We start from the raw sequence: 21,797 nt of genomic DNA, 5'->3' as shown, positions 1-21,797 counted from the left end.
GCGGTTCCGCTTGCGTCAGCGTTGCGCGAGCGCCGGGGCGGCGGACTGCGCCACCTGGAACATGGCGGTGCGGCGTGCCACCTCGCGGCCGTCCAGCAGCAGCACGCTCTGCACGGTGTACTGGCCCTGCTCCATGCCGCGCGGGATCTTGTAGACACCCACCGCCCGGTAGTGGCCGGCGCCATCGATGCGCTCCACGCGCGCGATCTGCGGCTTGTCGGACGCCCTCTCGCCGTTGGCTTTCAGCAGCGTCATGCTCTGCACCACTTCCGGTACGCGCTGCGACTGGCCGTACAGCTTGATGTTGCCAACCACCTGCACCGGATCGCCGCCGGCGCGCGCCACGCTGGCGCTGGAAAACACGTCGTACTGCTTGAGGCGGATTTCGTTGGTGGGCACGGCCAGCCCTTCGCGCCGCGCTTCGTTGTTGACGGTCTGCGCGCTGGCCACCTTTTCCGAGTAGCTGGTCCAGCCGATGGCGGCGCCCATGGCCGCACCGATGGCGGCGCCTTGCGCGCATTTCTTGCCGGCCAGCGCGGCAAGCGCGCAGCCAGCCACCGCGCCGATGGCCGCGCCAGTGGCGGCATTTTGCGCGGCGCTGCCCCCGGTGTTGCCGGCGCCGCCGTCATTGCGCTGGCCGTAGCGTCCGCCGTTCTCCGGCGCGGCGCAGCCGGCCAGCAGCGCGGCGATGAGGGTGAAGCCGAGTGTGCGTTTCATGAGGCCTCCGTCTCTATTGGCATCGATCGTTGATCCAGTCCGCGCCGCTGGCCACACAGCGCAGCATTTCACGGTTCAAGCGCTCAGCACGCTGCTTCAAGCCCAGGCACTCGCGGTTGCCGACATCTATCATCGTTGCACAAATTTCGGCCTTGTCCATGGCGCCTTTGTAATTGCCTTGATTGAGCTCGCGTTCCGCGTCGGCCAGAATCTTGCGCGCCTGCTGGGCCGCCTGTGCTGCCTGAGGAACCGTGCTGATGACGGGCGGCGGCGGGGCGACAGCGGCGCCGCGCGGCGGCTGGTTGGCTATCGCGGGCGGTGGCAGGCTGGCAGCGGGCGGCGCCTTCTGTTCCAGCACAGTCGCTTCCAGCAGCTTCGACAGGGAATCGCGCAGCGAGCGGATGCGGGATTCGAATTCCGCCCGCTGCATCTTTTCCGCAGCCAGCAGTTTGGCTTCCATGCATGCCAGGTCGGGCTTCTTGTGGCACGCTTCCGCTTCGTCCAGCAGCCGCTCGGTCTTCAAGCCGTCGAGACGTTTGTCCCATTCGCGCGTATCATCGTCAGCCCCCCATTTCTTTGTGAAGGCGGACAGGCGCGCGTCGGCGGTGGCAACCGCGCCCGTCTGCGCCGCGTTCTCGAGCACGGGTTTCAGGTCGGCCCAGGCCTTGGCACGCTGGCGTTTCTTCTCGCAGCCGAGAATGGCGCTGTTGATGGCTTCGTTCACGCGCCGGATCTGGGCGGCCGGCGCCTTGTCGGTGCGCAGCGAAGCCAGTTCGGTGCGCGCGTCGTCCAGCTTGCATTCCGCGGCGAGCTTCTCGGCTTGTGCGACGCGCTCGGCGATGCGTTCTTCCCTGTTGGCGGGCTTGGCCAGATACCAGATCACGGCCAGGATCATGGCGACCAGCACCCAGGTGCCGATGCCGATCGGTTGCCGCATCGGCGGGCCGGCTTTCGGACGGGCGCCGCCGGTGGGTGGTGCATGCACGGTACCGGCAGGCGGCACGCCGCGCACCTTGTTGAGGCGCGCTTGTGCCGCTGCGATCTGCTCCTGCGTCATCTTTGGCGCTTCGCCGCCGGCCGGCGCCGCGTCCGGCCCGGCTTTGGCATGGCCTGCACCGGCCTCGCGCGCGGCGGCCGGCTCGGCAGAACCGGCAACACCGGCAGCACCGGCAACATTGGCTGTTTTTTGCACGCCCACGCTGCCCGGCCGCTCGGTACGCGCAGGCGGCGCGGTGGGCGGGGCGGTGGGCGGCACAGCCGCGCGCGCCGGCGCGCCAGCAGCGGCTTGCCGGGTGCCGCAGAACGGGCAGAAGTTCACCTGGCGCGGAAAGCCCCGGCCACACGCGCTATTGATGCATCGGTACGTCACTACGTCCACTGCTCAGCCTTCCTTATTCTGGATCGGGAATATCGTCATGCGGATCGGGAATCGCGGCGCCAAGCAGCGGCGCGATGTCCGGCATCTCGCTGGCCAGCTTCCACTGGTCGACGCGCGGAACCCACTGCATGTTCCACACTTTGGTATTGCCGTCCACTTCACCGGCCGTGATGCGCTGCGCCAGCTCCGGCAGCGTGTACGGCCCCTGCTGCGTTTTGTTGACGAACACCTTGTAGCGCATGGCCACAGGCGCTGCAGCCACCGGAAGCGCGGAAGGCGAGGAAGACGCGGAAACCGCCGCAGCAGCCGGCGGGGCCACGCTTGCAGGCGCCAGCACGCGCGCCGCAGCCGCGTCGCTGGCGAGCATCTCCGGCTTGAGCACGCGCTTGTCCACCGCATGCTGCACTTCCCAGCTGTAGGCGTCGGTGGACGATCCGGCAACCGGGTCGCTCCACGCCGCCAGCGACTCCAGCGCGCGCTCCACAGACGCAACCGTTCCCGGCTCCAGGCCGGCGCTCAAGGCCTGCGCGCGCTTCACCCACTCGTCGTGCAGGCGCTTGGCGGTAATATTGGGCAGCGACGGCGACGGCAGTTCGGCGCCCGTCTCGTCCACCTCCAGCTTGGGCTGGTACACCCGGTGCTGGTAGTAGCGCATCAGCGCCGCCAGCAGCACGAACTGGTGCGCGCCCATGCGGGCCAGGCGCTGCTGCACCGCGCCGACCACCTGGTCGCGGTAGTAGGCTGGCAGACCGTTGGAGCGGATGGCGAACTCGTTGCCGATCTGCAGCCATTCGCCCGAGCCCTGCTCCACTTCGAACAGGTACTGGCCGCGCGGCTGGAACAGCGCCTCGCGGTCCGCCAGGTCCGCCTTGCGCTTGATGACGCCCAGCGCAATCGCCTGCAGGAACCACTCGTAGTCGTCGGCCAGGCGGTTCAGCTCATCCATCGACGGCGCGATGGGGTGGCGGAAGCGCGTGGAGTCGAAATGCAGGTGCGTCGGGATCTTGGGATTCTCGATCTGGTACGAAGTGCGCCAGGTCGGCAGTCCGCGCAGCACCGTCATCGGCACGCCGGACAGCTCGATGTAGCACACCGCCCTGCCGCCGATGCCGGTGTTGACGATGCTCACCAGGTCGCCGTGGAAGAAGCCGGTCGGCACCGCCGCCTTGATCTCCGCCTCCAGCTTGCGCCATGCATTCGCATCGCCCACGCCGATAAAGCACTTGAACTGGTCCGCGTTGGGCGTGAACTCGGCCGAGAAGCGCGCATTCACCCACGGCATGGCGCTGCGTATCCATTCGTTGAAGGTGTGCTGCCGCTCTTGCGGCGACATCGCCATCAGCCGCTCCAGCAGCGGGTCGGGCGGCGACTGGCCTTGGTCCAGCTGTTCACTGCTCAACTGCGTCTGCGCGCGGCGGAACAGCTTGAGCAACAGCGCCGAGCGCAGCTTCTCGTCGCCCAGCTGCGGGAACAGGCGCGCCGAGCCGCCGAACTCCAGCAGTACTTCCTCGCTCCATACGCTGATGTCGCCGGTGAGCTTGACCGCCTCCGGCACCGTGTCGCTGGCCAGCTTCATGTAGGTGGCGTGTTCGTGCTGCGCGTCGGCGCGCAGCTGCGCAATGCGCTGGTCCACCGCACCCAGCATGGCTTCCACGCAGCGCCGCCCCTCCTGCAGTTCGCCGGCGATGCCGCTCCACACCGCCTGGCCCTGCTCGTCCACCGACTGCGTGTCGCCCAGCCAGGCCGACATGGAACGCAGCAGCTCGACCGACTGCCCCGCCGCGACCGCCAGCATATGGAAGCGCAGATAGTCGGCGATGTCGCGCTTCAGGTGCGCCATCACTTCGCGCGACTGCGCCTCGCTGCCGAACATCTTGGCCGCTGCCTGCGACAGGTTGTTCAGCGATTCCTCCACCTGGCGCGTGCGCAGCGCGTCGCGGATGTCGCGATAGCGCTTGCCGTTGCGTTCCATGTGCACCAGGTCGCGCTGCGAAATGCGCGCCTTGATCTGCTCCAGCAGCGACAGCACGAACTCCAGCCCGCCCTGCTTGCGGTCGTCCAGCAGCGCATACAGCTGCTCGCGCGCGCGGCCCTTCAGGCGCTGCAGCAGTTCGGCCGTGTGGCGCTTCAGACGGTCCTCGCTGGTCTCGGCGGTGGCGCCGGCCTCGCGGATGGCGTCACGCTCCAGGTGCGGCAGCAGTTCGGCCACCTTCTCGCGCCATTGTTTCAGCTCGTAGTCGCCCATGATGCGGTCGATCTCCAGCTGCACCTTGCTCTCGACGCGCTCCAGCAGCGAGCGTTCATCCTTGTCCATCAACAGCTGGTCGGTGAGCGCGTATTCCTGGAACGGCGCCACGTCCACCGTGCCCTTCTTGAAATCCGGGAACTCGTCGAACGGGTGTTCGGACATCGCCATCTGCTCGCGCATAAAGACGTCGCGTTCCTGATCGCCGGCGCGGCGCGCCTTGCTGCCATCGCTGCCCAGCAGGCCGAAGAAGGCTTTCACCATCAGCCCTGCCAGCTCGTAGGCGCGGATGTCTTCGCGCAGGCTTTGCTGCGTGTCCAGCACGGCCTGGCCGAAGGCAGAATAGACCTTGGAATAGGACAGTCGCATGTCGCCGAAGCGCTGCTCCGGCACGCGCGGGTTGAACGGTCCCAGCTTGTGCTGCTGCTGGTTGACCGCCACCGAGCGCTTGCGGTTGGCGAAATCGGCCGAGGCGAAGTCCTCGAACAGCGAATCGGCCACCATCTGGTACACGTCTTTCACGTCCTGCGTGGCCTTGTTGGCCAAGTTCGCGGTATCGACGAAATACACGTCGTCGAACGGCGCGCCACGGCCCGTCAGGCTGTCCGGGTCGGCCCAGCGCACCTGCGCGTTCATGTCGCGCATGGCCGTTTCCAGCTCCATCAGCGTGGCATAGGCGTTGGCTTCGGTGCGCTCCTTGTTGGCCTTGGCGTAACCGGACGGCATGAACATCACCAGGTCCACCTGGCTGTCCGACACTTCCTGGCGCGCGATGGCCTTGGCGATCCAGCCCAGGTCCATGGCGGTGCCGGCGCCGGTGCCGCCGGCGTTGGAACCGATGACGACGATGCGGAACTTGGACGTGTCCACCTGCAGGCCGAGGCGCTGGTAGTTTTCCTTGCGCTCGTTGCCCGCGTTACTGCTCAGGAAGTTCAGCGCGCCCTTGATGCGGCCGCGCAGCTTGGGGTATTTGTCGTACAGGTAAAGCCGCGCCACGGCGCGGATCTGGCCTGCGCCCTTGGACGGGTCGATGCCCAGCGAGCGCAGTTTCTTCGGCCGCAGCGGCATCCAGCTTTCGATCAGCGGGAAGCGCGCCAGGCTGTCGTCGGACTCATGGTACTGCTGCAGGTCGATCGATTCGACCAGGCGTTCCTCGTCGCTCAGTTTCACCAGCTCGTACCACGGGTCGCTGCGCTGCGACTTGCCTTCGTCAATCACGGCGCCGCTGTCCAGGTCCACGTGCAGGAAGCGCGCCACCGGGAACTGGCCGATGGCTTCCACGCGCGTGGGGTGGCGGCGGTTCCACACCGCCGACAGGATGCGGCGGCGGATGCGCATCATCACTTCCATGCCGGTGCCGCCCGCGCCGATGAACAGCGTGGGGCGCAGGTCTACCTTGAGTTCGGCCTTTTTGCTGGCGCCGCTGCCGTTGTTCTGGAATTCTGCCATGGTCTCTCCTGGGCTCCTGGTTTAACGGCGGCCCGTCACCAGCGCGCCCGCCAGCGAGGCGATGCCGAGGACGAGCAAGGTGCCGGTGATGGCCACGGTGAGGAATTTGCCGGCGTTCAGAATGGCCAGCACGGCGGCGGCGCTCATGAAGGCCAGGCCGAAGAACATCAGCCAGCCCGCCGTGTCGGCCGAGGACGGCGCCACGCGGCGGCGCACCAGGTGGTTGCTGTAGGCGTTGCGGGCGAAGAAGAACACGATCAGCAGCACCAGGAACACTGCGCCGCCAATGGCCAGATCGCGCGTGGAGGTGTCCGTCGCCGGCGCCCCCTGCACGGGCGCCACCTCGATCGGTGCGCCTGCGGCTCCCGGGGCGCCGGGAGCAGTGGCGGCCGGTGCGGCGCCGGGCGGTACCGGCGACAGCGTGGGTTCGGCCGGCGGCTTGGCGTTCGGGTCGGCCTGGTTGCCGGGGATCTTGAAGCCTGGGTCGGTATTGTTTTGCATTCTGGTTGATCCTCGATGTAAGCAGTTAGCGGCCGAGGCGGACCTGCGCACCTTCGCGCAGGTCCGTCAGCGTGTTTCCAAATAAGCTGGTGTTGAGCACAGCGACCTTGTTGCCGGCCTTGTCGAACAGCGGCTGGCTGTTGCCGGCCTTGACGTGCAGCGTGCGCAATTCGCCTTCCACGGTGACCTGCACCTTGCGTGGGCGCGTGGCGGCCATCACCGCGCCGAAGCCGGCCAGCAGCAGCGCCGCCAGGCCGCCGATCAGCGCCAGCAAGGGCGCGACGCCGAACTGCATGCGCACCTCCAGCGGCAGCACCGCGCGCGAGCCTTGCACCTGGCTGGGCGGGGTGAAGATGTCGGGCAGCGGATCGCCGGGGAACAGCTTGGCCATGCGCTCGCGGAAGGCTTGCGACAGTTCCAGCTTCTGCTCGCTCAGCTGCACTTCGATGGCGCCGGGCAGCACAGCTGCGGAACCGGCCGCCTTCACCGCTTCCAGCGACCATTTGCCCGGCAAGTGCGCCACCGGCAGCTGCATGGTGGACGACAGCGGCTGCGATTTGCCGGGCGCCAGTCCGTTCACCGTGCCGGCGCCCAGCACGATGGGCTTCTCGGCGCCGGCCAGCACGGAGCGCGCGGCCAGGCGCGCGCTGGTGATGGTGTACGGATAGATGGTGTTCTCCAGGCGCCACTGGATGCGCGCGTCCGGCGTGCCGCCGGCCCCGGCAGCGGCGGCAGCGGACGCGCCGGCATCGATGTCGGCGCGCAGGATGCCGTTGGGCTGGGTGGAAAACGCCACGCCGGGCACATTCTCCACTTTCGCAGGGTACAGGCGCACGGTGTCCTGGTCCAGCGGCTTGAGGCGTGCCGGCGGCTCGGTGATGACCTTCTGCAGGCGGCCGGCGCCCAGCAGCGCATCCAGTCCGCGCGCCCCTTCGTCGCCGATGGCGAACACGTAGATCATCATGCCGTTGGCGCTGTAGCGGCCCTGCACCGGCATGTGCAACGGGAAGGCCAGCGCCTTCTTGATGCTGCCGCCGTGGTGGATCAGTTCATAAAATTCGCGGTTGCGATGCGCGGTGGCCTGGTCGTTGTTCGGGCTGTTCTTGTTATTGGTAAACAGCCAGATCAGGCCCGGCTTGCCGCCCAGCGCTGTGGCGATGGAAGCGCTGACCGCCTCGCCCAGGTCGGTGTCGGCCAGGGCGCTGCTGCCGGGCTTTTTAGCGGTCGTCAACGGCGCCAGCGCGCCCGCCACGGCGGCGCGCTGCGGCTTGTCGTTCACCTGCGCGGCCAGCAGCGCCTTGGGCGACGGCGCACCGGGCAGGCTTTGGTTGAAGGCGGCCAGCACCAGCGCATCCCCGGGCTGGATGGCGGCCAGCACCACTTCCGTCACCAGCGCCTTGTACGGCGAGGCGGGGTCGGTGTAGAACGGCTCCATCCAGCCGGAGTTCTGCACCAGGAAAACGTGCGACACCGGCGCGGCCAGCGCCGCGCCCGGCAAAGTCAACGCGCAAGCCAACGCCAGCGCCGCGGCGCACGGCGCCGGTCGCAGCGAGGGCCGCAGCAAGGCCAGCCGCATCATGGCAGCGCTTTCAAGTGCCAGCCGCGAATCTCGTTCCAGCTCGGGTGGTGCAGCCACAGGCAATCGTGGTACACGAAGGGCTGGCAGTCGCCCGGATGCGACAGCCGCACCGCCTCGTCCAGGATCACGTTGCGCTGCCCCACCCATTCGATCAGGGTGCGCTGGATCACCGCGCCGCCCAGCGCGTCCTCGGCCTTGGCGGGCGGGCGCTCCATGCGCAGCACCAGGCCGGTGGGCTGGCTGCGCGTGCTGCTGACGTTTTCCAGCAGCGGCAGCACCAGCGCCGAATCGCGGCTCTGGTCTTCCACGTTCTCCACGTCCCACGGTTCGTTCTTGACCTGGTGGCCGCGCCGGAACAGCAGCGTGCCGAAGCCGAGCCGCGCGCCGTCCAGCAAGGCGTGTTCCTGTGCCTGCGCCACGCCCAGCTCGCGGAAGGAATAGCCCTGGCCCTGGTGATGGCCGATCTGCCACAGGCGGCCGTCGCGGCTGCGGGCCGGCGCGCCCAGCTGCAGGCGCGGCGCCCAGTCCGCAGGCCACGGCAGCCATTGCGGCGCGCTGCCGGGACGCCATTGCAGATGGCCCTGCGCGTGCAGCCAGATCAGTTTTCCGTCGTAGCTCAAGGGGCGCGACCAGCCTTCGGCCGGAACCGCGCCGCCGGCGGCCGGCGGGTGATCAACCCGCCCTGCGGACTCCGCATCCGGGTCCGGGATCGCATCAGGCGCCGCCGAAGTGCCCGGTTCCGCCGCAATCTCCAGCGTCTCTCCGTCCGCTCCCTCGGCATCGGCCGTCCACAGGCGCACGCCGGCGGGGGCCGCGATCAGGCAGGCCATGCGCCGCCCCACCATGCCGGGCGAACTGGCCAGCCGGGCCGACAGCACCACTTCAGTATGGAAACTCTCGCTGACCGGATTGATCACCAGCCGCACCAGCCCCTGTCCCGACGGCACCAGCGCCACCTCGCCGCGCCGCGCGCCGCCATGCGCCGGCAGCCAGGCGTAGGCCGACGCGCTGAAGCTCAGGTCCGCCAGATGATCTTCGCACGTCATGACGTGCCAGCGCGCGGCGGCCGGGTCCCAGTACTGCAGCACGTTGCGGGTGTAAGCCAGCGCCAGCAAGCGCTGCGCGGCAAAGCCGAAGTCCGCCGCCGCGAACATGCAGACCGCGTTCGGCGGCGCCGGGATCTTCAATTCGGCCTGCCCCACTTCCGGCTCCGGCGGCCGTGATTCCAGGCTGGCCGCCAGCGGCAGCGCCGTCAGCGGCAGGCCGTGCGGCGCATGCCGCGGCAGCGGCGCCTCGTTCACCGGCAGCGGCGCCGTGCTCGGCCCCCACCACGCGGGCAGGCGCTGCGCCGCCGGCGCGCACGCCTGCAGCGCCGCGCCGCATTCCGGACAGTACGCAAAGCCTTGCGGATAGATGGCCGCGTGCGCGCAGCCCGCAGGCAGCGACGCGCCCAATAGCTGCGCCACGTCCGGCAGGCGGCTGCGCGCCTGCGCCTGCCACTCGATGCGGCTTAAGCCCTGGCTGGACGCCAGCTGAAATTGCCCACTTTCATCGTCCTCCAGCCAGACGCTGTCGGAAGTCTCCCACCTGTATGCCATGTATGTGCTCGAATTAATCCGCTTGCGGAACCTGAGCTCCGCCTGGGCAAGCTCAAGTTGTTCTTTGCATCATAACGCAGCGCCTTGCGGTTCGGGCAAGACACCACAAAAAAATACGCCCCATTTTACTGGGGCGTATTGCGCTGTATCGCGGATTTTAGCCGAACTTTCGCGGCAGACTATTTGTAGATGCCGACGCCTATCAGCACATCGCCGAATTTCTCGATATATGTGGATTTGTCTTCCATGTTCTTGCTCACCGAATTGGGCCATTTGTACGAGACCCAGCCCTTGCCGGCCGGGCTGTTGGCCACTTTCAGGAATTCCTTGATGGGAAACACGCCGCCGGCGTTCAGCTCGGTCAGGTTCTTGTTGACCATCTTGGCGTTCTGGCCATGCGCCAGCGCCACGCCCTGCTGCTCGCCCGTGGTGCCGAACATGAAGACGTACAGATCGCCCTTGATGAATTCGCCCTTCGGGTCGTTGAAGGCGGCAATGGCCTTGTCGCGTCCGTTCTTGTCCATGTAGGCGCCGGCTTTCTTCACCATGGCCACCGCCTCGTCGGCTGTGCCGCGGTGGGCGGCGTCCTGCGCGCGGGCGGCGCCACCGATGGACAAGGCCAGCACGGCGGCAAACAGGACCTGGAATGCATGTTTCATCATAAAACGTCTCCTTGGGGATAGGCGCGGACAGATCGTTGCTGCCCGTCACTCAAACATAGCACATGCCTTACAGCAACACTAAGACTTCCGCAAGCGGGTTGCGCAAAGCAGACGCCAGAGTCTGATATGCATCAAATTGCCGCCCAGCCAGCGGCATAAGCTGGACAGCGGGGTCTTCCCGCACTGCTTCCGAAAGGACTGTCATGCCTGCTCACATCACCATCCGCGACGGTTCGCCATACTGGTGGGCCAGCACCGATATCTGGGTCGTGCCCGGCGCCGATCCGAACGGCGCGCCCGGCACGCCGGTGGCCGGCCAGCCGGCCTACCTCTGGGCCCACGCCGTCAACAGCGGCAACACGGTTGCCAACGGCACCCGCATCGATTTCTACTGGGCCGACCCGAGCGCCCAGGTGGTGGTCGGCACCGCCAATCCGATCGGCTCGGCCTTCGTGGACCTGGACCTGGACCCGGCCGGGCAGGACGTGCTGTGCCTGGTGCCCTGGGTGCCGGTCATCGTCAACGGCGGGCACGAATGCCTGCTGGCCGTGGCGCACAGCCCTGGCGACAGCAACCCGATACCCGATCCGCTGCCGAACGGCTATGTGTTCGACCCGCCCGCGCACGACCAGATCGCGCAGCGCAACATCACCGTGCTGATGGCCAGCATGCTGGCGGCAGCCATGGTGATCAGCGTGCGCGCCCTGCCGCGCCAGGACAAGGAAGCCTTCATCAGCGTGGAATACGGCGGCGAACTGGACCAGCGGCAAATGGCGCTGCTGGGCCTGGACAAGCTGGACTTGCGGCCGGCGCCGCAACGCACCGTGCAGGTGGAACTGAGCCTGGAGCCGGTTTGCGGCGGCAAGCACCGGCATGGGCCTGACCGCGGCGACAGCGCGGGCACTGGCGGCGGTGAAGCAGGCCGGCAGGGCGGCCAGGAGCAAGTACTGGCGGTGAGCATGTCCAAGACCTACGCGGCCGGCTCCGAAGTCGGCGGCGACGAGACGCTGGAGCAGGAACCCGGCGTGGTGGAAGACGACATGGGCGCGGCGGGCGGCGCGGCCCGGCCCGGCGGCGCGGCAGCCGGCAGCGGCGCCGTCCACAGCGGCGAACCGGAAGGCGCGGACTACGGCAGGCACGGCGGCCGCGGCCTGCGCGTGAACCTGCGGCGCGGCATGGCCGCCGCCGTGTACGCCGCCTTCAGCGCGGACGGCCTGCGCCCCGGCCAGTACCAGCTGGTGCACATCATCGAACGCAGCCAGGGCAAGGTGGTGGGCGGCGTCAGTTATGTCGTGGCTCGGCCCAACCCAGGGCAAGGAGAGAAAAAATGAGCGCTACCCCCATGCAGGTGCTCACGCGCCCGTTCGCGATTGAGCCGGTCACCAGCATCATGCTGCCGGACGGTATTTTCGACAACGCCATCTATGGCCTGCGCATTGCCGCCCACATCACCAATCTGTCCTCCAGCGAACTGACCAACGTCACCGTGTGGCTGGAAAGCGTGGGCGACCCCGGCATCGCGCCGGTAGCGCGCACCTTCCATTTCGCCAGCATCCCGGCCGGCGCCGCCATCCAGGTGATGTGGGACGCCGACTTCCAGCACGCCAGCCCCGGCAAGCCGCTGGTCAGCATCCTGGCGCGCGCCGACGGCTTTACCGCGCGCCGCTCGATCCAGCAAATCTTCGTCTCGGAAACCCGTTTCGACGCCGTCAACAACACCTACACTTGCACCGTGCAGGAAGGCACGCTGACGGTGTCCGGCCTGAAAGGCCACTTGCCCGGCAGGCGCTGGGGCCAGACCGGACCGGATGGCAAAGAGTGCATCTGTCCGCCCGGCGGCGGCCCCGTGGTGCCGACCGGGCTGACCATGGTGTGGGTGCCGAATCCGCCCTTCGCCGGCGTGCACGGCGAGCTGCCCTTTGCCGACCCGTGGTGGAAGATCCTCGCCATCATCATCGCCATCATCGCCGCGCTGGTGGCCATCATCGCGGCCGCGCTGGGGGCGGGCAAGGCCAGCTTCAGCGTGGGCGGCAGCGTCGAGGAAACCGACCCCAGCGTCACCTGCTGCTCGCTGGACGGCGCCGCCTCGGGCCAGCCGGAATATACGGTGGCCGGGGTGGCCTCGGCCATCGCCTCGGTGGCCATCGCCGTGGCCTGCTCGGACGCGGCCGACCCGTTCTGGCGCGGCCAGGAAGCCACGGCGCCGGCCCCCGGCGAACTGACCGTGGGCGAACGCGTGGTGGCCGAATGGACCATGCTGGAAGCGCCCAATGCCGGCGTGCCCTACGCCACCGACGTCAGCTGGACCTACCAGCGCATCACCACCGGCGCCACCTACAGCCACAGCGTGACGGAAACCCAGACCAACATCCATACCGCCGGCGCGGTGGACGTGGAAACGCCGCCGCAGGTGCAAGCCTTCAGTCCCTTGTGGGTGCGCGCCAGGTTCCACCGCGAGGACGGCAGCCTGTTCCACGGCACCGACCTGTATTCCTTCGCCATCTTCCAGGCGCCGCAGGGCTTGAATTTCATCGTCCCGCTCACCGACGACGGCCTGGGCTTCGACCCCGGCGCCAACGACGGCGTCTACGCGGGCAGCCTGAACCTGGAGCTGGCCTACCGCATCCTGCTCAAGTTCAAGCAAACCGTCTATGGCATGTGGCGCCTTTTCCTGTTCGCGCAGGACGTAAACCTGACCAAGCCAGGCACGCCGCCGGAAATCGCCGCGCAGCACATCGGCGGCTTCTTCGTGGCCAGCGCCGTCGAGATCACCTTCGACGACACGCTGCCCTGCCCGCTGAAGGCGCAGGCCAGCATCATGGTGGTGTAGCGGGCGGGCCGGGAGGCAGGACCTACTCGGCCACGATCTTCTTGGGCGGCGGCGGCGGCGCGAAGGCCACGGTTTCGCCGCCGGGCGCGCTGTCCATCGCGTCCGAGTACTCGAGCCAGCGGTTCAGCGCGTCCATGCGGCGGATCACGATGCCCTTGCTGCTGATATAGCCGACTTGCTCGAAGTTCTCCGGCTTGCTGACCATCTTGCTGGTGGTCGGCAGGTTGTCGAGCAGGCGCTCGAAGCACTTGCGCGCCTTCTGCTCCCATTTCGCCAGCGTCGGCTCGGCGAAGCGGTTGCTCTCGTAATAAATGGTCAAGGTGCGGTCATGGTTGCCGAACCCGACGATGGCTGCGCCCTTGCGCACCGTTTGCAGCACTTCTTCCTTGATGGCCGTGGTCGGCACGAACAGCGCCGCCCGCCCGTCGCCATCGTCAGGCCGTTCCAGCGGCAAATCCATTCCCTTCACTGAGCTCATCGCTGCCTCCTGGCCTGTAGTGTGACACCGGATCTATAAGTTGCCGTCCGGCTATATTCCAACGATTTTACGCGCCTCCCCTGCGCTGTACAAGGAAATTGCAAGGCATATAATGCTCCTGCCTCCAATATGTATTACTTCTGATTAAAAAATGACACAGTTGTCCGATCTCCCGCCTTCCGCCCCCCCCGCCCCGGCCGGCGCCATGCCCGCAGCCGCCGTCGACACGGCCGCCCGCAACGTCGCCGACCTGCTGGCCATGGCCATCGAATACGCGCCGCCGCAGCGCGCGCTGGTGGTGCACGACCGGCGCTGCGAGCTGAACCAGGCGTTGACCGAAGCCTACCGCCGCGCCCTGCCGGACGGCCGTTTCATCGATTTCGACACCGTGGCCCCGGACCAGGTGCTGGCCGCGTTCGCCGAACTGGGCCGGGACGACCTGGTGGTGCTGATCCAGTCCACCAGTTTCCGGCTGGAAGCGTTCCGCATCCGCATCGAACTGTTCAAGCGCGGCCTGAAGGTGATCGAACATGTGCACCTGTCGCGCATGCCCGGCGAGCAGGGCCTGCACTACATCGCCTCGCTGGCCTACGACCCGGCCTACTACCGCGGCGTGGGCCGCGCCCTGAAGGCGCGCATCGACGCCGCGCAGTCGGCCGTGGTGGACAGCGGCGACGGCGCGCTGCTGCGCTTCGACTCGCCGCTGGAACCGGCCAAGCTCAATATCGGCGACTACCGCGACATGAACAACGTCGGCGGCCAGTTCCCCATCGGCGAAGTGTTCACCGAAGCGCAGGACCTGGAAGCGGTCAGCGGCCGGGTGCGCGTGTTCGTGTTCGGCGACACCTCCTTCCACGTGAACCACCCGGCCAAGCCGATCACCATGATCGTCGAGCAGGGCCGGGTCACCGGCGCCATCGATTCCACGCCCGAATTCGACAACATGCTGACCATCATCCGCGCCCACGAAGGCGAAGTGTGGCTGCGCGAACTGGGCTTCGGCATGAACCGCGCGTTCTCGCGCCACTGCCTGGTCAACGACATCGGCACCTTCGAGCGCATGTGCGGCATCCACCTGTCGCTGGGCGCCAAGCACGGGCAATACCAGAAACCGCAGTTCAAGCGCAAGGATGCGCGCTATCATGTGGACGTGTTCGCCGTGACCGAAGCGGTCTGGCTGGACCAGCAAGCGGTCTACCGGGACGGCGCCTGGCAGGTTTAAGGGCCAGGCCCAAGGGCATACACATCGGGAACGGAGCTCATGCACGCAGTGATTACTATGCTGGAAGCGCTGTTCAACCAGATTCCGCTCAGCCTGCTCGAAGTGTGGGGCCGGCTGGGTTACCTGATCGGCATCGCGCTGATGCTGTGCGCCTATGGCGGCGTGACCTTCCGCGCCGGCGGGCGCTGGGCGCCGGGCCGCACCAGCCAGTGCTGGAACAGCCGCGCGCTGATCGCCGCCGTCTTCACCTTCGCCATGGTGTTCATCACCGGCTACCTGGGCTCGTCCATCGTGCTGGTGCCGGGCGCGCAAACCTTCGAATCGCTGAAGGACTTGTCGGTCTTCCTGTGCATCGTGCTGTTCGGCTATCCGGCGCTGCTGGCGGCGCCCTTCGCCTACGGCCTGTCCGACCTGGTCGAAGGCGTGCCGCCGGCCTTCCTCGGCGACTGGCTGTTCGGTTACTTCATCAATCCGGCCTGCTTCTGGCTGGCGCACCAGCTGATCGGGCGCGATCCCGACTTCCGCCGCGCCCGCACCTGGGGCTGGTACGCGCTGTTCGTGCTGGCCTTCATGGCCATCGAACCGCTGCTGTGGGGCTACATCACCTCGCCCCAGTTCACGCCCGAGCTGGCCTACCGCAGCGTGACCCCGGCGCTGGCGTTCACCACCCTGGTCACCTGGGCCCTGGCGCCCTTCGCCATGCTGCTGGCACTGCCGCTGGCGCGGCGCTGCGGCATGTTCTGGGCCGACGTGCCGCGCCATGTGCAGGAACGCGCCTTCGGCCAGCCGGCATGGCGCTGGGCCGGCGCGGCCACCGGCGGCCAAGCGGACGGCGCCGGCGACGGCGGCGTGCCCATCCCGGCCCTGCTGGCTGCGCCTTTCATCGCACTGGTGCTGCTGCTGGTGGGCGCCACCGCCTTCCTCACGCTGCGCAGCGCGGAAACCTCGGCCGACAAGCTGGCCACGCGCCTGCACCAGGAAATCGCCGACAACATCAACTTGCGGCTGGACGACTACCTGGCCGCGCGCCAGGCCGCCGGCAGCCCGGCCCCGGCGCCCGAACCTGCCGACGCGGCCCAGCTGGCCGGCATGCTGCAAGGCCTGCCGCTGGCTGGCCATGGCCGCGCCATCGTCATCGACCGGCTGGGACGCGTGGTGGCGCGCTCCCGGCCTGCCGCGCAGCAGGCCGGCGGCGCCGCCGACCCGGTGGCGCAGGCCGCGCTGCAAGCGCTGCTCACGCGCGCCGGCAGTTACATGGCCATCCAGGCGCCGCTGCAGCTGGACTTTGACGTGCTGACCAGCAAGCCGCTGTCGCGCGAACGCTGGCTGCTGCAGGCCACGCCCTACCTGGACCGCAACGGCGGCCACGACTGGCTGCTGCTCACCGCCATGCCGCAAGCGTGGTACCAGGACGGCGTCCGCGCCGGCAACAGCCAGTCCGCCATGGTGGTGGCGGTGGCCCTGCTGCTGTCGCTGGTGGCCGCCAGCCTGCTGTCGGCCATGGTGACGGCGCCCATCCGCCGCATCGCGCGCGCCAGCGGCGCCATGGCGGCGGGCGACCTCAGCCAGCGCGTGCCGGTCAGCCGGCTGGCCGAGCTGGGCGAGCTGGGGCAGGCCTTCAACAACATGGCCGGACGGCTGCAAAACTCCTTCGACCAGCTGCACGCCATGGCCGACCAGCTGGCCGCGCGCGAACGGGCGCTCGAGCAAAGCGAGCGGCGCTACCGCAACCTGTACGAAGACGTGCCCATCCCGCTGTTCCGCACCAACCGCGACGGCATGCTGGACGAAATCAACGACGCCGGCATGCGCCTGCTGGGCGTGCAGCGCCGCGAGCAGGTGCGCAGCCAGAACGTGCTCGACCTGTACGCCGACCCCGCCAGCCGCCTGCGCTGGCAGGCAGACATGGAACGCGACGGCGGCATTTCACGCCGCACCGCCGTGCTGATGCGCCGTCCCGGCGACGGCAAGGAAATGTACGTCAATGTGGTGGCGCGCCCCGTTGCCGACCCCGATACCGGGCAGCTGGCCTACATCGAAGGCTGCGTGGAAGACATCACCGAGCGCAAGCAAGCCGAAGACGAGCTGCGCCGCCACCGCGCCCACCTGGAGGAACTGGTGCGCGAACGCACCGCCGAACTGTCGGTGGCGCTCAGCCGCGCCGAGGCCGCCAGCCATGCCAAAAGCGTGTTCCTGTCCAATATGAGCCACGAACTGCGCACCCCGCTCAACGCCGTCATCGGCTTCTCGCAATTGCTGCAGAACGACAGGGACGTAGGCGAGCCGCAAAAGGAGCAGCTGGCCATGATCAACCGCTCCGGCCACCACCTGCTTACGCTCATCAACGACATCCTGGAACTGTCGAAAATCGAATCCGGCCGCACCGAACTGCAGCTGCTGCCGGTCGATCTGCACAGCCTGTTCGATTCGGTGCTGGGCATGCTGCGCCTGCGCGCCGCCCAGCACGGCATCGCACTCAAGCTGGAAGCAGCCGGCGTGCCGCAGGTGATCCTCGCGGACGGCCCCAAGCTGCGCCAGGTGCTGCTCAACCTGCTCTCCAACGCCGTCAAGTTCACCGAGCACGGCAAGGTCACGCTGTCGGTGCGCGGCAGCGCCGCCGAAGGCGACACGGTGCGGCTGCGCTTCGCCGTGGTGGACACCGGCCCCGGCATCGCCGAGGACGACCGGCACCGCATCTTCCAGCCCTTCATCCAGGCCGGCAGCGCCACCAGCCAGGCCGGCACCGGCCTGGGCCTGACCATCAGCCGCGAGTTCGTGCAACTGATGGGCGGCGACCTGCAATTGCAGTCATCGCCCGGGGCCGGCTCCACCTTCAGCTTCGCGCTGACGGTGCGCCAGCGGCCCGGCGCGCTGTCGCCGGCGCAGGCGCGCGACCGGGTGGCAGGCTTGCCGGCATCCGAGCGCGGCAAGACCATCCTGGTGGTGGACGACAACGCCGACGGCCGCCAGCTGCTGCACACCCTGCTCGCGCCGCTCGGCTTCGCCCTGCACGAAGCGCGCGACGGGGTGGAAGGCCTGCAGCGCATCCTGGCGCTGCAGCCGGACCTGGTGCTGCTGGACTGGCGCATGCCGAACATGGACGGGCTGGAAGTGACGCGCCAGGTGCGCGAGCAGCCCGGCCTGAAGCAGCCGCGCATCGTGATCCTGACCGCCAGCGCCTTCGAGGAAGAGCGCCGCGAAGCGCTGCAGTCGGGCGCCGACGATTTCCTGCGCAAGCCGCTGGAGCAGGACGACCTGTTCGCCATGCTGGAACTGCAGCTCGGCCTGCATTTCCTGCGCGAGCCGCTGTCCGCCTCGGCCGCCGCGGCGCACGCGCCGCTGCTCGCTGCGGACCTGGCGCCGCTGCCGGACGAGCTGCGCAGCGCGCTGAAGCAAGCCGTGGCCGACCTCGACCCGGCCCGCATCGAACGCCTGACCGGCCAGCTGGCCGCCAGCGCCCCCGACCTGGCCACACGCTTGCACGCCATGCTGGAGCGCGCCGAGTTCAGGCAGCTGTGGGAACTGCTGTGATGGTTTGCCTGGCCTGAATTGGCTCAGGCGGCCAGCAAGGCCTTGTCCCACGGCGGTACCGGCTGGTACTCCGCCACCAGGAAATCGATCAGCGCGCGCACCCTCGGCGACGGCTGGCGGCTGGCGGGATACAGGGCGCTGAGGTAGTTGAGCGGCAGTTCCCAGTCCTCCAGCACCGGCACCAGGGTGCCGTACAGCAGCGCTTCGCACGCCAGGAAGGTGGTGCTGTAGACGATGCCGAGGCCGCGCAGCGCGGCCTGGTGCAGCACCAGGCCGTTGTTGGCGGTGAAGGCGGCGTTGATGCGCACGGCGCGGCGCTCCTCCCCTTTCGCGAAATGCCAGGTGGCGCCGTCGGTCAGGTGGCTGAAGTGCAGGCACTGGTGCTGCGCCAGGTCTTCCGGCACGGCCGGCCGGCCGGCGCGCGCCAGATAGGCCGGGCTGGCGCACAGCACGCCCTTGCACGGCGCCAGCGGGCGCAGCGACAGCGCGCGGCTGTCCGGAATGCCGCCCACCCGTATCGTCAGGTCGAAGCCGTGCTCGATGGGGTCGAGCAGCGCGTCGTCCACGTAGAGCAGCGGCGTGAGGCGCGGATGCGGCAGGCTGAAGCGGGCCACGGCGTCCGCCAGCCAGGCGCTGCCGAAGCTGGACGGGGCCTGGATGCGCAGCGGCCCGGCCAGTTCGCCGCCGGCCTCGCGCACGCCGGTAACCACATGCGCCGCCTCCTGCGCCTGGGCCACCGTGGCCATGCACGGCGCCAGGTAAGCCTGGCCGATGTCGGTCAGGCTCACCTCGCGGGTCGAGCGGTGCAGCAGCCGCGCCTGCAGCTTGTCCTCCAGTTGCATGATGTGCTTGCTCACCATGGCGCGCGTCAGCCCCAGCCGGCGGCCGGCCGCGCTGAAGCTGCGCAGCCGCGCCACTTCGACGAATATTTCCATTGCCCTGAGCTGGTCCATGGCGCATTGTCTCCATTTTAGCGACAATGTGTCAACCGTTTGCGGATTGTGACGCTGCCGGGGCGACCGTACAATGGCTGTTCCCTATTCGCATCCCATCCTTCCGGAGTTCCCCGCCATGTTGACCGAAGCACAAAAACAGCAATACGAGCGCGATGGCTACATCGTCCTGCCCGGTTTCAAGCGCCTGGACGAGATCGCCGCGCTGCGCGAACGCGCCGCCAGCATTGTCAACGAATTCGATCCAACCGTGGCGCAGGGCATCTTCACCACCAAGGACCAGGAGCAGAAGGCCGACGAGTACTTCCTGCGTTCGGACAACACCATCCGCTGCTTCTTCGAGGAAGAAGCCTTCGGCCCGGACGGCCAGCTGAAGCAGGCCAAGGAGCTGTCGATCAACAAGATCGGCCACGCCATGCACGACCTGGACCCGGTGTTCCGCGCCTTCTCGGCCGACCCGAAACTGGCGGCCGTGGCGCGCGACCTGGGCCTGGCCGAGGCGCAGGTGTGGCAGTCGATGTACATCTTCAAGCAGCCGGGCATCGGCGGCGAAGTGCGCTGGCACCAGGACGCCACTTATTTCGACACCACGCCCATCAGCGTGACCACGTTCTGGTTCGCGCTGGAGGACGCCACCCTGGACAACGGCTGCCTGTGGGCCGAGCCGGGCGGCCACCGCACGCCGCTGCGCGAGCGCTTCGTGCGCAATGGCGACCATATCCGCGTCGAGAAGCTGGACGCCATGCCGTGGCCGGACGACTCCACCGCCGTGCCGCTGGAATGCCAGGCCGGCAGCCTGGTGTGCTTCCACGGCCTGCTGCCGCACTACAGCGCGCCCAACCGCTCGCCGGTGTCGCGCCACGCCTACACGCTGCACGCCACCGACGCGCGCACCGCATACTCGCCGCAGAACTGGATACAGCGCGGCGCCGATTTCCCGGTGCGCGGCTTCATCTGACAGGCAAAACCACATGCAGATCAAGATTTTCGCCCCGCACTGGGGCAGCAACGGGCTGGCGCCGCAGGCCTTCATCGACAAGGTGCAAGCGGCCGGCTTCGACGGCATCGAGATGTCGCTGCCGCTGGACGGCGCCGCGCGCGGCGACTGGACGCGCCGCATTGCCGAGGCCGGCCTGGCGCTGATTGCGCAGCAGTGGGAAACCGTGTTCCACCCGCAGTTCGGGGCGCACAAAAAGGCGCTGGCCGAACTGCTGCACAACGCCTGCGCCGCGCGCCCGGTGCTGGTCAACAGCCACACCGGCAAGGACTTCTACAGCCCGGCGCAGAACCTGGAACTGATTGCGCTGGCCGACGCCATCTCGCAGGAGCACGGCGTGCCCATCGTGCATGAAATCCACCGCAGCCGTTTCAGCGGGCATCCGATGCTGCTGCTGCCCTATCTGGACAAGCTGCCGCAGTTGCAGTTGACGGCGGACCTGTCGCACTGGTGCTGCGCCTGCGAATCGCTGCTGGAAGACCAGCCGGAAACGCTGGCCGCCACCCTGCCGCATGTGCGCCACATCCATGCCCGCGTGGGCCATGCGCAAGGGCCGCAGGTGGCGGACTTCCGCGCGCCGGAGGCGGCGGATGCGCTGCAGGCGCACCTGCAGTGGTGGGACCGCATCGTGGAACTGCGCCGCGCCGCCGGCGCCGGCGTGCTGACCATGACGCCGGAATTCGGCCCGGCGCCCTATCTGCAAACGCTGCCCTACACCGGCCAGCCTACTGTCGACCAGTGGCAGCTGAACCTGGCCATGCTGCAGCTGCTGCGCGCGCGCTACGCCTGAGCACCAGCTACAGGCGGGCCGCCGCGCTGCTTTCCTCCTCGCCGTCCCGGGCCGGCACCGCCAGCGGCAGCACCAGCGTCACGGTGGTGCCCAGGCCGGGCTCGGACTGGATCGCAATCGTCCCGTGCAACACGCCGGTGACGATGTTGTACACGATGTTCATCCCCAGCCCGGAACCGCCCTGCCCCATCTTGGTGGTGAAGAAGGGATCGAAAATCTGGTGCAGCGTGCGCGCCGACATGCCCACGCCATTGTCGCTGAATTCGATCTGCACCTGTGCCCCCTCCAGCGCCTCGGCGCGCAGCCGGATGGTGCCGCTGTTGCGGCCTTCGAACGCGTGCAGCATGGCATTGTTGATCAGGTTGCTCAGCACCTGGCTCACGCTGCCCGGATAGGAATCGAACTCCAGCTCCTCCGGCACGTCCAGCAACACCTCGCAGCTGGCGCGCCGCAGCTGCGCCGCGTAGGTGGCCAGCACGTCGCCCGCCACGCCGGCCAGCCGGAAGCGGCGCCGCTGGCCGCTGCTCTGGTCCACCGCCACCTGCTTGAACGAGGTGATCAGCTCGGCCGCCCGGCCCAGCGAACCGGCGATGATGGCGCAGGCGGTGCGCGCATCGCGCAGGTGGGCGTCCAGCGCCGACCGCTTGATGCCGCCGTCGGCCAGCTTGCGGTCGAAGTCGGCCACCATGTCGCTCAGCGCGGTGGCCGTCAGCAGGCTGTTGCCGATGGGCGTGTTCAGCTCGTGCGCGATGCCGGCCACCAGCGCGCCCAGCGACGCCATCTTTTCGGACGTGATCAAATTGGCCTGCGCCTGCTTCAGCGTGGCCAGCACCAGTGTCAGGTCGCGGTGCGCCAGCTCGGCGTTGG

The 21,797-nt window shown here is 68.2% G+C and carries 16 protein-coding genes; 6 read left to right on the top strand and 10 right to left on the bottom strand.

The window, feature by feature from the left end; translation table 11 throughout:
• Positions 1–15: 15 nt before the first annotated feature.
• The 7 genes from AC6H42_RS07075 to AC6H42_RS07045 all read right to left on the bottom strand — a co-directional run bounded on the left by AC6H42_RS07075 (position 16) and on the right by AC6H42_RS07045 (position 10,129).
• The gene (locus AC6H42_RS07075; protein ID WP_057155003.1) at positions 16–717 is read right to left on the bottom strand and encodes a hypothetical protein; all 702 of its coding nucleotides are present in this window, start codon (positions 715–717) and stop codon (positions 16–18) included.
• 13 nt (positions 718–730) lie between these two features.
• Positions 731–2,095, bottom strand: coding sequence for a hypothetical protein (locus tag AC6H42_RS07070; protein WP_497547716.1), 1,365 nt, complete (start codon positions 2,093–2,095; stop codon positions 731–733).
• A gap of 13 nt (positions 2,096–2,108) precedes the next feature.
• The gene (locus AC6H42_RS07065) at positions 2,109–5,789 is read right to left on the bottom strand and encodes a tubulin-like doman-containing protein (RefSeq protein WP_057155001.1); all 3,681 of its coding nucleotides are present in this window, start codon (positions 5,787–5,789) and stop codon (positions 2,109–2,111) included.
• Between the two features lie 21 nt (positions 5,790–5,810).
• Positions 5,811–6,290, bottom strand: a complete 480-nt coding sequence (locus AC6H42_RS07060) for a hypothetical protein (protein WP_057155000.1) — start codon at positions 6,288–6,290, stop codon at positions 5,811–5,813.
• Between the two features lie 25 nt (positions 6,291–6,315).
• Complete coding sequence (locus AC6H42_RS07055) at positions 6,316–7,926, bottom strand: hypothetical protein (protein ID WP_497547715.1); 1,611 nt, start codon at positions 7,924–7,926, stop codon at positions 6,316–6,318.
• A complete protein-coding gene (locus AC6H42_RS07050) occupies positions 7,866–9,467 on the bottom strand; it encodes a hypothetical protein (RefSeq protein ID WP_057154999.1) in 1,602 nt (533 codons plus the stop codon). Before AC6H42_RS07050 ends, AC6H42_RS07055 begins: the two co-directional genes overlap by 61 nt.
• Positions 9,468–9,646: 179 nt before the next feature.
• Positions 9,647–10,129 (bottom strand): cache domain-containing protein, encoded by a 483-nt coding sequence (locus AC6H42_RS07045; protein WP_307188278.1) that lies wholly within the window; start codon positions 10,127–10,129, stop codon positions 9,647–9,649.
• 203 nt (positions 10,130–10,332) lie between these two features.
• On the opposite strand from AC6H42_RS07045, the gene AC6H42_RS07040 reads away from it, so the two are divergent.
• Positions 10,333–11,460 (top strand): hypothetical protein, encoded by a 1,128-nt coding sequence (locus AC6H42_RS07040; RefSeq protein ID WP_497547714.1) that lies wholly within the window; start codon positions 10,333–10,335, stop codon positions 11,458–11,460.
• Entirely contained in the window at positions 11,457–12,959 is a 1,503-nt protein-coding gene (locus tag AC6H42_RS07035; protein WP_497547713.1) for a choice-of-anchor X domain-containing protein, read from the top strand. Before AC6H42_RS07040 ends, AC6H42_RS07035 begins: the two co-directional genes overlap by 4 nt.
• Positions 12,960–12,981: 22 nt before the next feature.
• On the opposite strand, the gene AC6H42_RS07030 is transcribed toward AC6H42_RS07035, so the two are convergent.
• The gene (locus AC6H42_RS07030) at positions 12,982–13,437 is read right to left on the bottom strand and encodes a hypothetical protein (protein WP_057154996.1); all 456 of its coding nucleotides are present in this window, start codon (positions 13,435–13,437) and stop codon (positions 12,982–12,984) included.
• A gap of 205 nt (positions 13,438–13,642) precedes the next feature.
• On the opposite strand from AC6H42_RS07030, the gene AC6H42_RS07025 reads away from it, so the two are divergent.
• Both AC6H42_RS07025 and AC6H42_RS07020 read left to right on the top strand, forming a co-directional pair.
• Positions 13,643–14,659, top strand: coding sequence for a M29 family metallopeptidase (locus AC6H42_RS07025; protein WP_497547711.1), 1,017 nt, complete (start codon positions 13,643–13,645; stop codon positions 14,657–14,659).
• A 39-nt stretch (positions 14,660–14,698) separates the two neighbouring features.
• Positions 14,699–18,190 (top strand): ATP-binding protein, encoded by a 3,492-nt coding sequence (locus tag AC6H42_RS07020; protein WP_497547710.1) that lies wholly within the window; start codon positions 14,699–14,701, stop codon positions 18,188–18,190.
• A 23-nt stretch (positions 18,191–18,213) separates the two neighbouring features.
• Here AC6H42_RS07020 and AC6H42_RS07015 read toward each other — a convergent pair whose 3' ends face one another.
• A complete protein-coding gene (locus tag AC6H42_RS07015; RefSeq protein WP_229418156.1) occupies positions 18,214–19,143 on the bottom strand; it encodes a LysR family transcriptional regulator in 930 nt (309 codons plus the stop codon).
• 118 nt (positions 19,144–19,261) lie between these two features.
• On the opposite strand from AC6H42_RS07015, the gene AC6H42_RS07010 reads away from it, so the two are divergent.
• Positions 19,262–20,101, top strand: coding sequence for a phytanoyl-CoA dioxygenase family protein (locus AC6H42_RS07010; protein ID WP_057154992.1), 840 nt, complete (start codon positions 19,262–19,264; stop codon positions 20,099–20,101).
• Between the two features lie 13 nt (positions 20,102–20,114).
• Positions 20,115–20,930 carry a sugar phosphate isomerase/epimerase family protein gene (locus AC6H42_RS07005; RefSeq protein ID WP_497547709.1) on the top strand — a complete coding sequence of 272 codons (816 nt, stop codon included), beginning with the start codon at positions 20,115–20,117 and terminating at the stop codon, positions 20,928–20,930.
• 7 nt (positions 20,931–20,937) lie between these two features.
• On the opposite strand, the gene AC6H42_RS07000 is transcribed toward AC6H42_RS07005, so the two are convergent.
• The coding region (locus tag AC6H42_RS07000; protein ID WP_497547708.1) for a sensor histidine kinase at positions 20,938–21,797 on the bottom strand (860 nt) is incomplete at its 5' end.

It is taken from the genome of Massilia sp. NBRC 108631, from assembly GCF_059704565.1.
This window is presented reverse-complemented; position numbering and strand designations above follow the sequence as displayed.

What these genes read in the sequence shown, in the direction of transcription:
- AC6H42_RS07050 (WP_057154999.1), bottom strand. Translation starts at nt 9,467, where the DNA reads ATGGCATACAGGTGGGAGACTTCCGACAGCGTCTGGCTGGAGGACGAT.
- AC6H42_RS07030 (WP_057154996.1), bottom strand. Translation starts at nt 13,437, where the DNA reads ATGAGCTCAGTGAAGGGAATGGATTTGCCGCTGGAACGGCCTGACGAT.
- AC6H42_RS07065 (WP_057155001.1), bottom strand. Translation starts at nt 5,789, where the DNA reads ATGGCAGAATTCCAGAACAACGGCAGCGGCGCCAGCAAAAAGGCCGAA.
- AC6H42_RS07015 (WP_229418156.1), bottom strand. Translation starts at nt 19,143, where the DNA reads ATGGACCAGCTCAGGGCAATGGAAATATTCGTCGAAGTGGCGCGGCTG.
- AC6H42_RS07020 (WP_497547710.1), top strand. Translation starts at nt 14,699, where the DNA reads ATGCACGCAGTGATTACTATGCTGGAAGCGCTGTTCAACCAGATTCCG.
- AC6H42_RS07025 (WP_497547711.1), top strand. Translation starts at nt 13,643, where the DNA reads ATGCCCGCAGCCGCCGTCGACACGGCCGCCCGCAACGTCGCCGACCTG.
- AC6H42_RS07045 (WP_307188278.1), bottom strand. Translation starts at nt 10,129, where the DNA reads ATGATGAAACATGCATTCCAGGTCCTGTTTGCCGCCGTGCTGGCCTTG.
- AC6H42_RS07060 (WP_057155000.1), bottom strand. Translation starts at nt 6,290, where the DNA reads ATGCAAAACAATACCGACCCAGGCTTCAAGATCCCCGGCAACCAGGCC.
- AC6H42_RS07035 (WP_497547713.1), top strand. Translation starts at nt 11,457, where the DNA reads ATGAGCGCTACCCCCATGCAGGTGCTCACGCGCCCGTTCGCGATTGAG.
- AC6H42_RS07040 (WP_497547714.1), top strand. Translation starts at nt 10,333, where the DNA reads ATGCCTGCTCACATCACCATCCGCGACGGTTCGCCATACTGGTGGGCC.
- AC6H42_RS07005 (WP_497547709.1), top strand. Translation starts at nt 20,115, where the DNA reads ATGCAGATCAAGATTTTCGCCCCGCACTGGGGCAGCAACGGGCTGGCG.
- AC6H42_RS07075 (WP_057155003.1), bottom strand. Translation starts at nt 717, where the DNA reads ATGAAACGCACACTCGGCTTCACCCTCATCGCCGCGCTGCTGGCCGGC.
- AC6H42_RS07010 (WP_057154992.1), top strand. Translation starts at nt 19,262, where the DNA reads ATGTTGACCGAAGCACAAAAACAGCAATACGAGCGCGATGGCTACATC.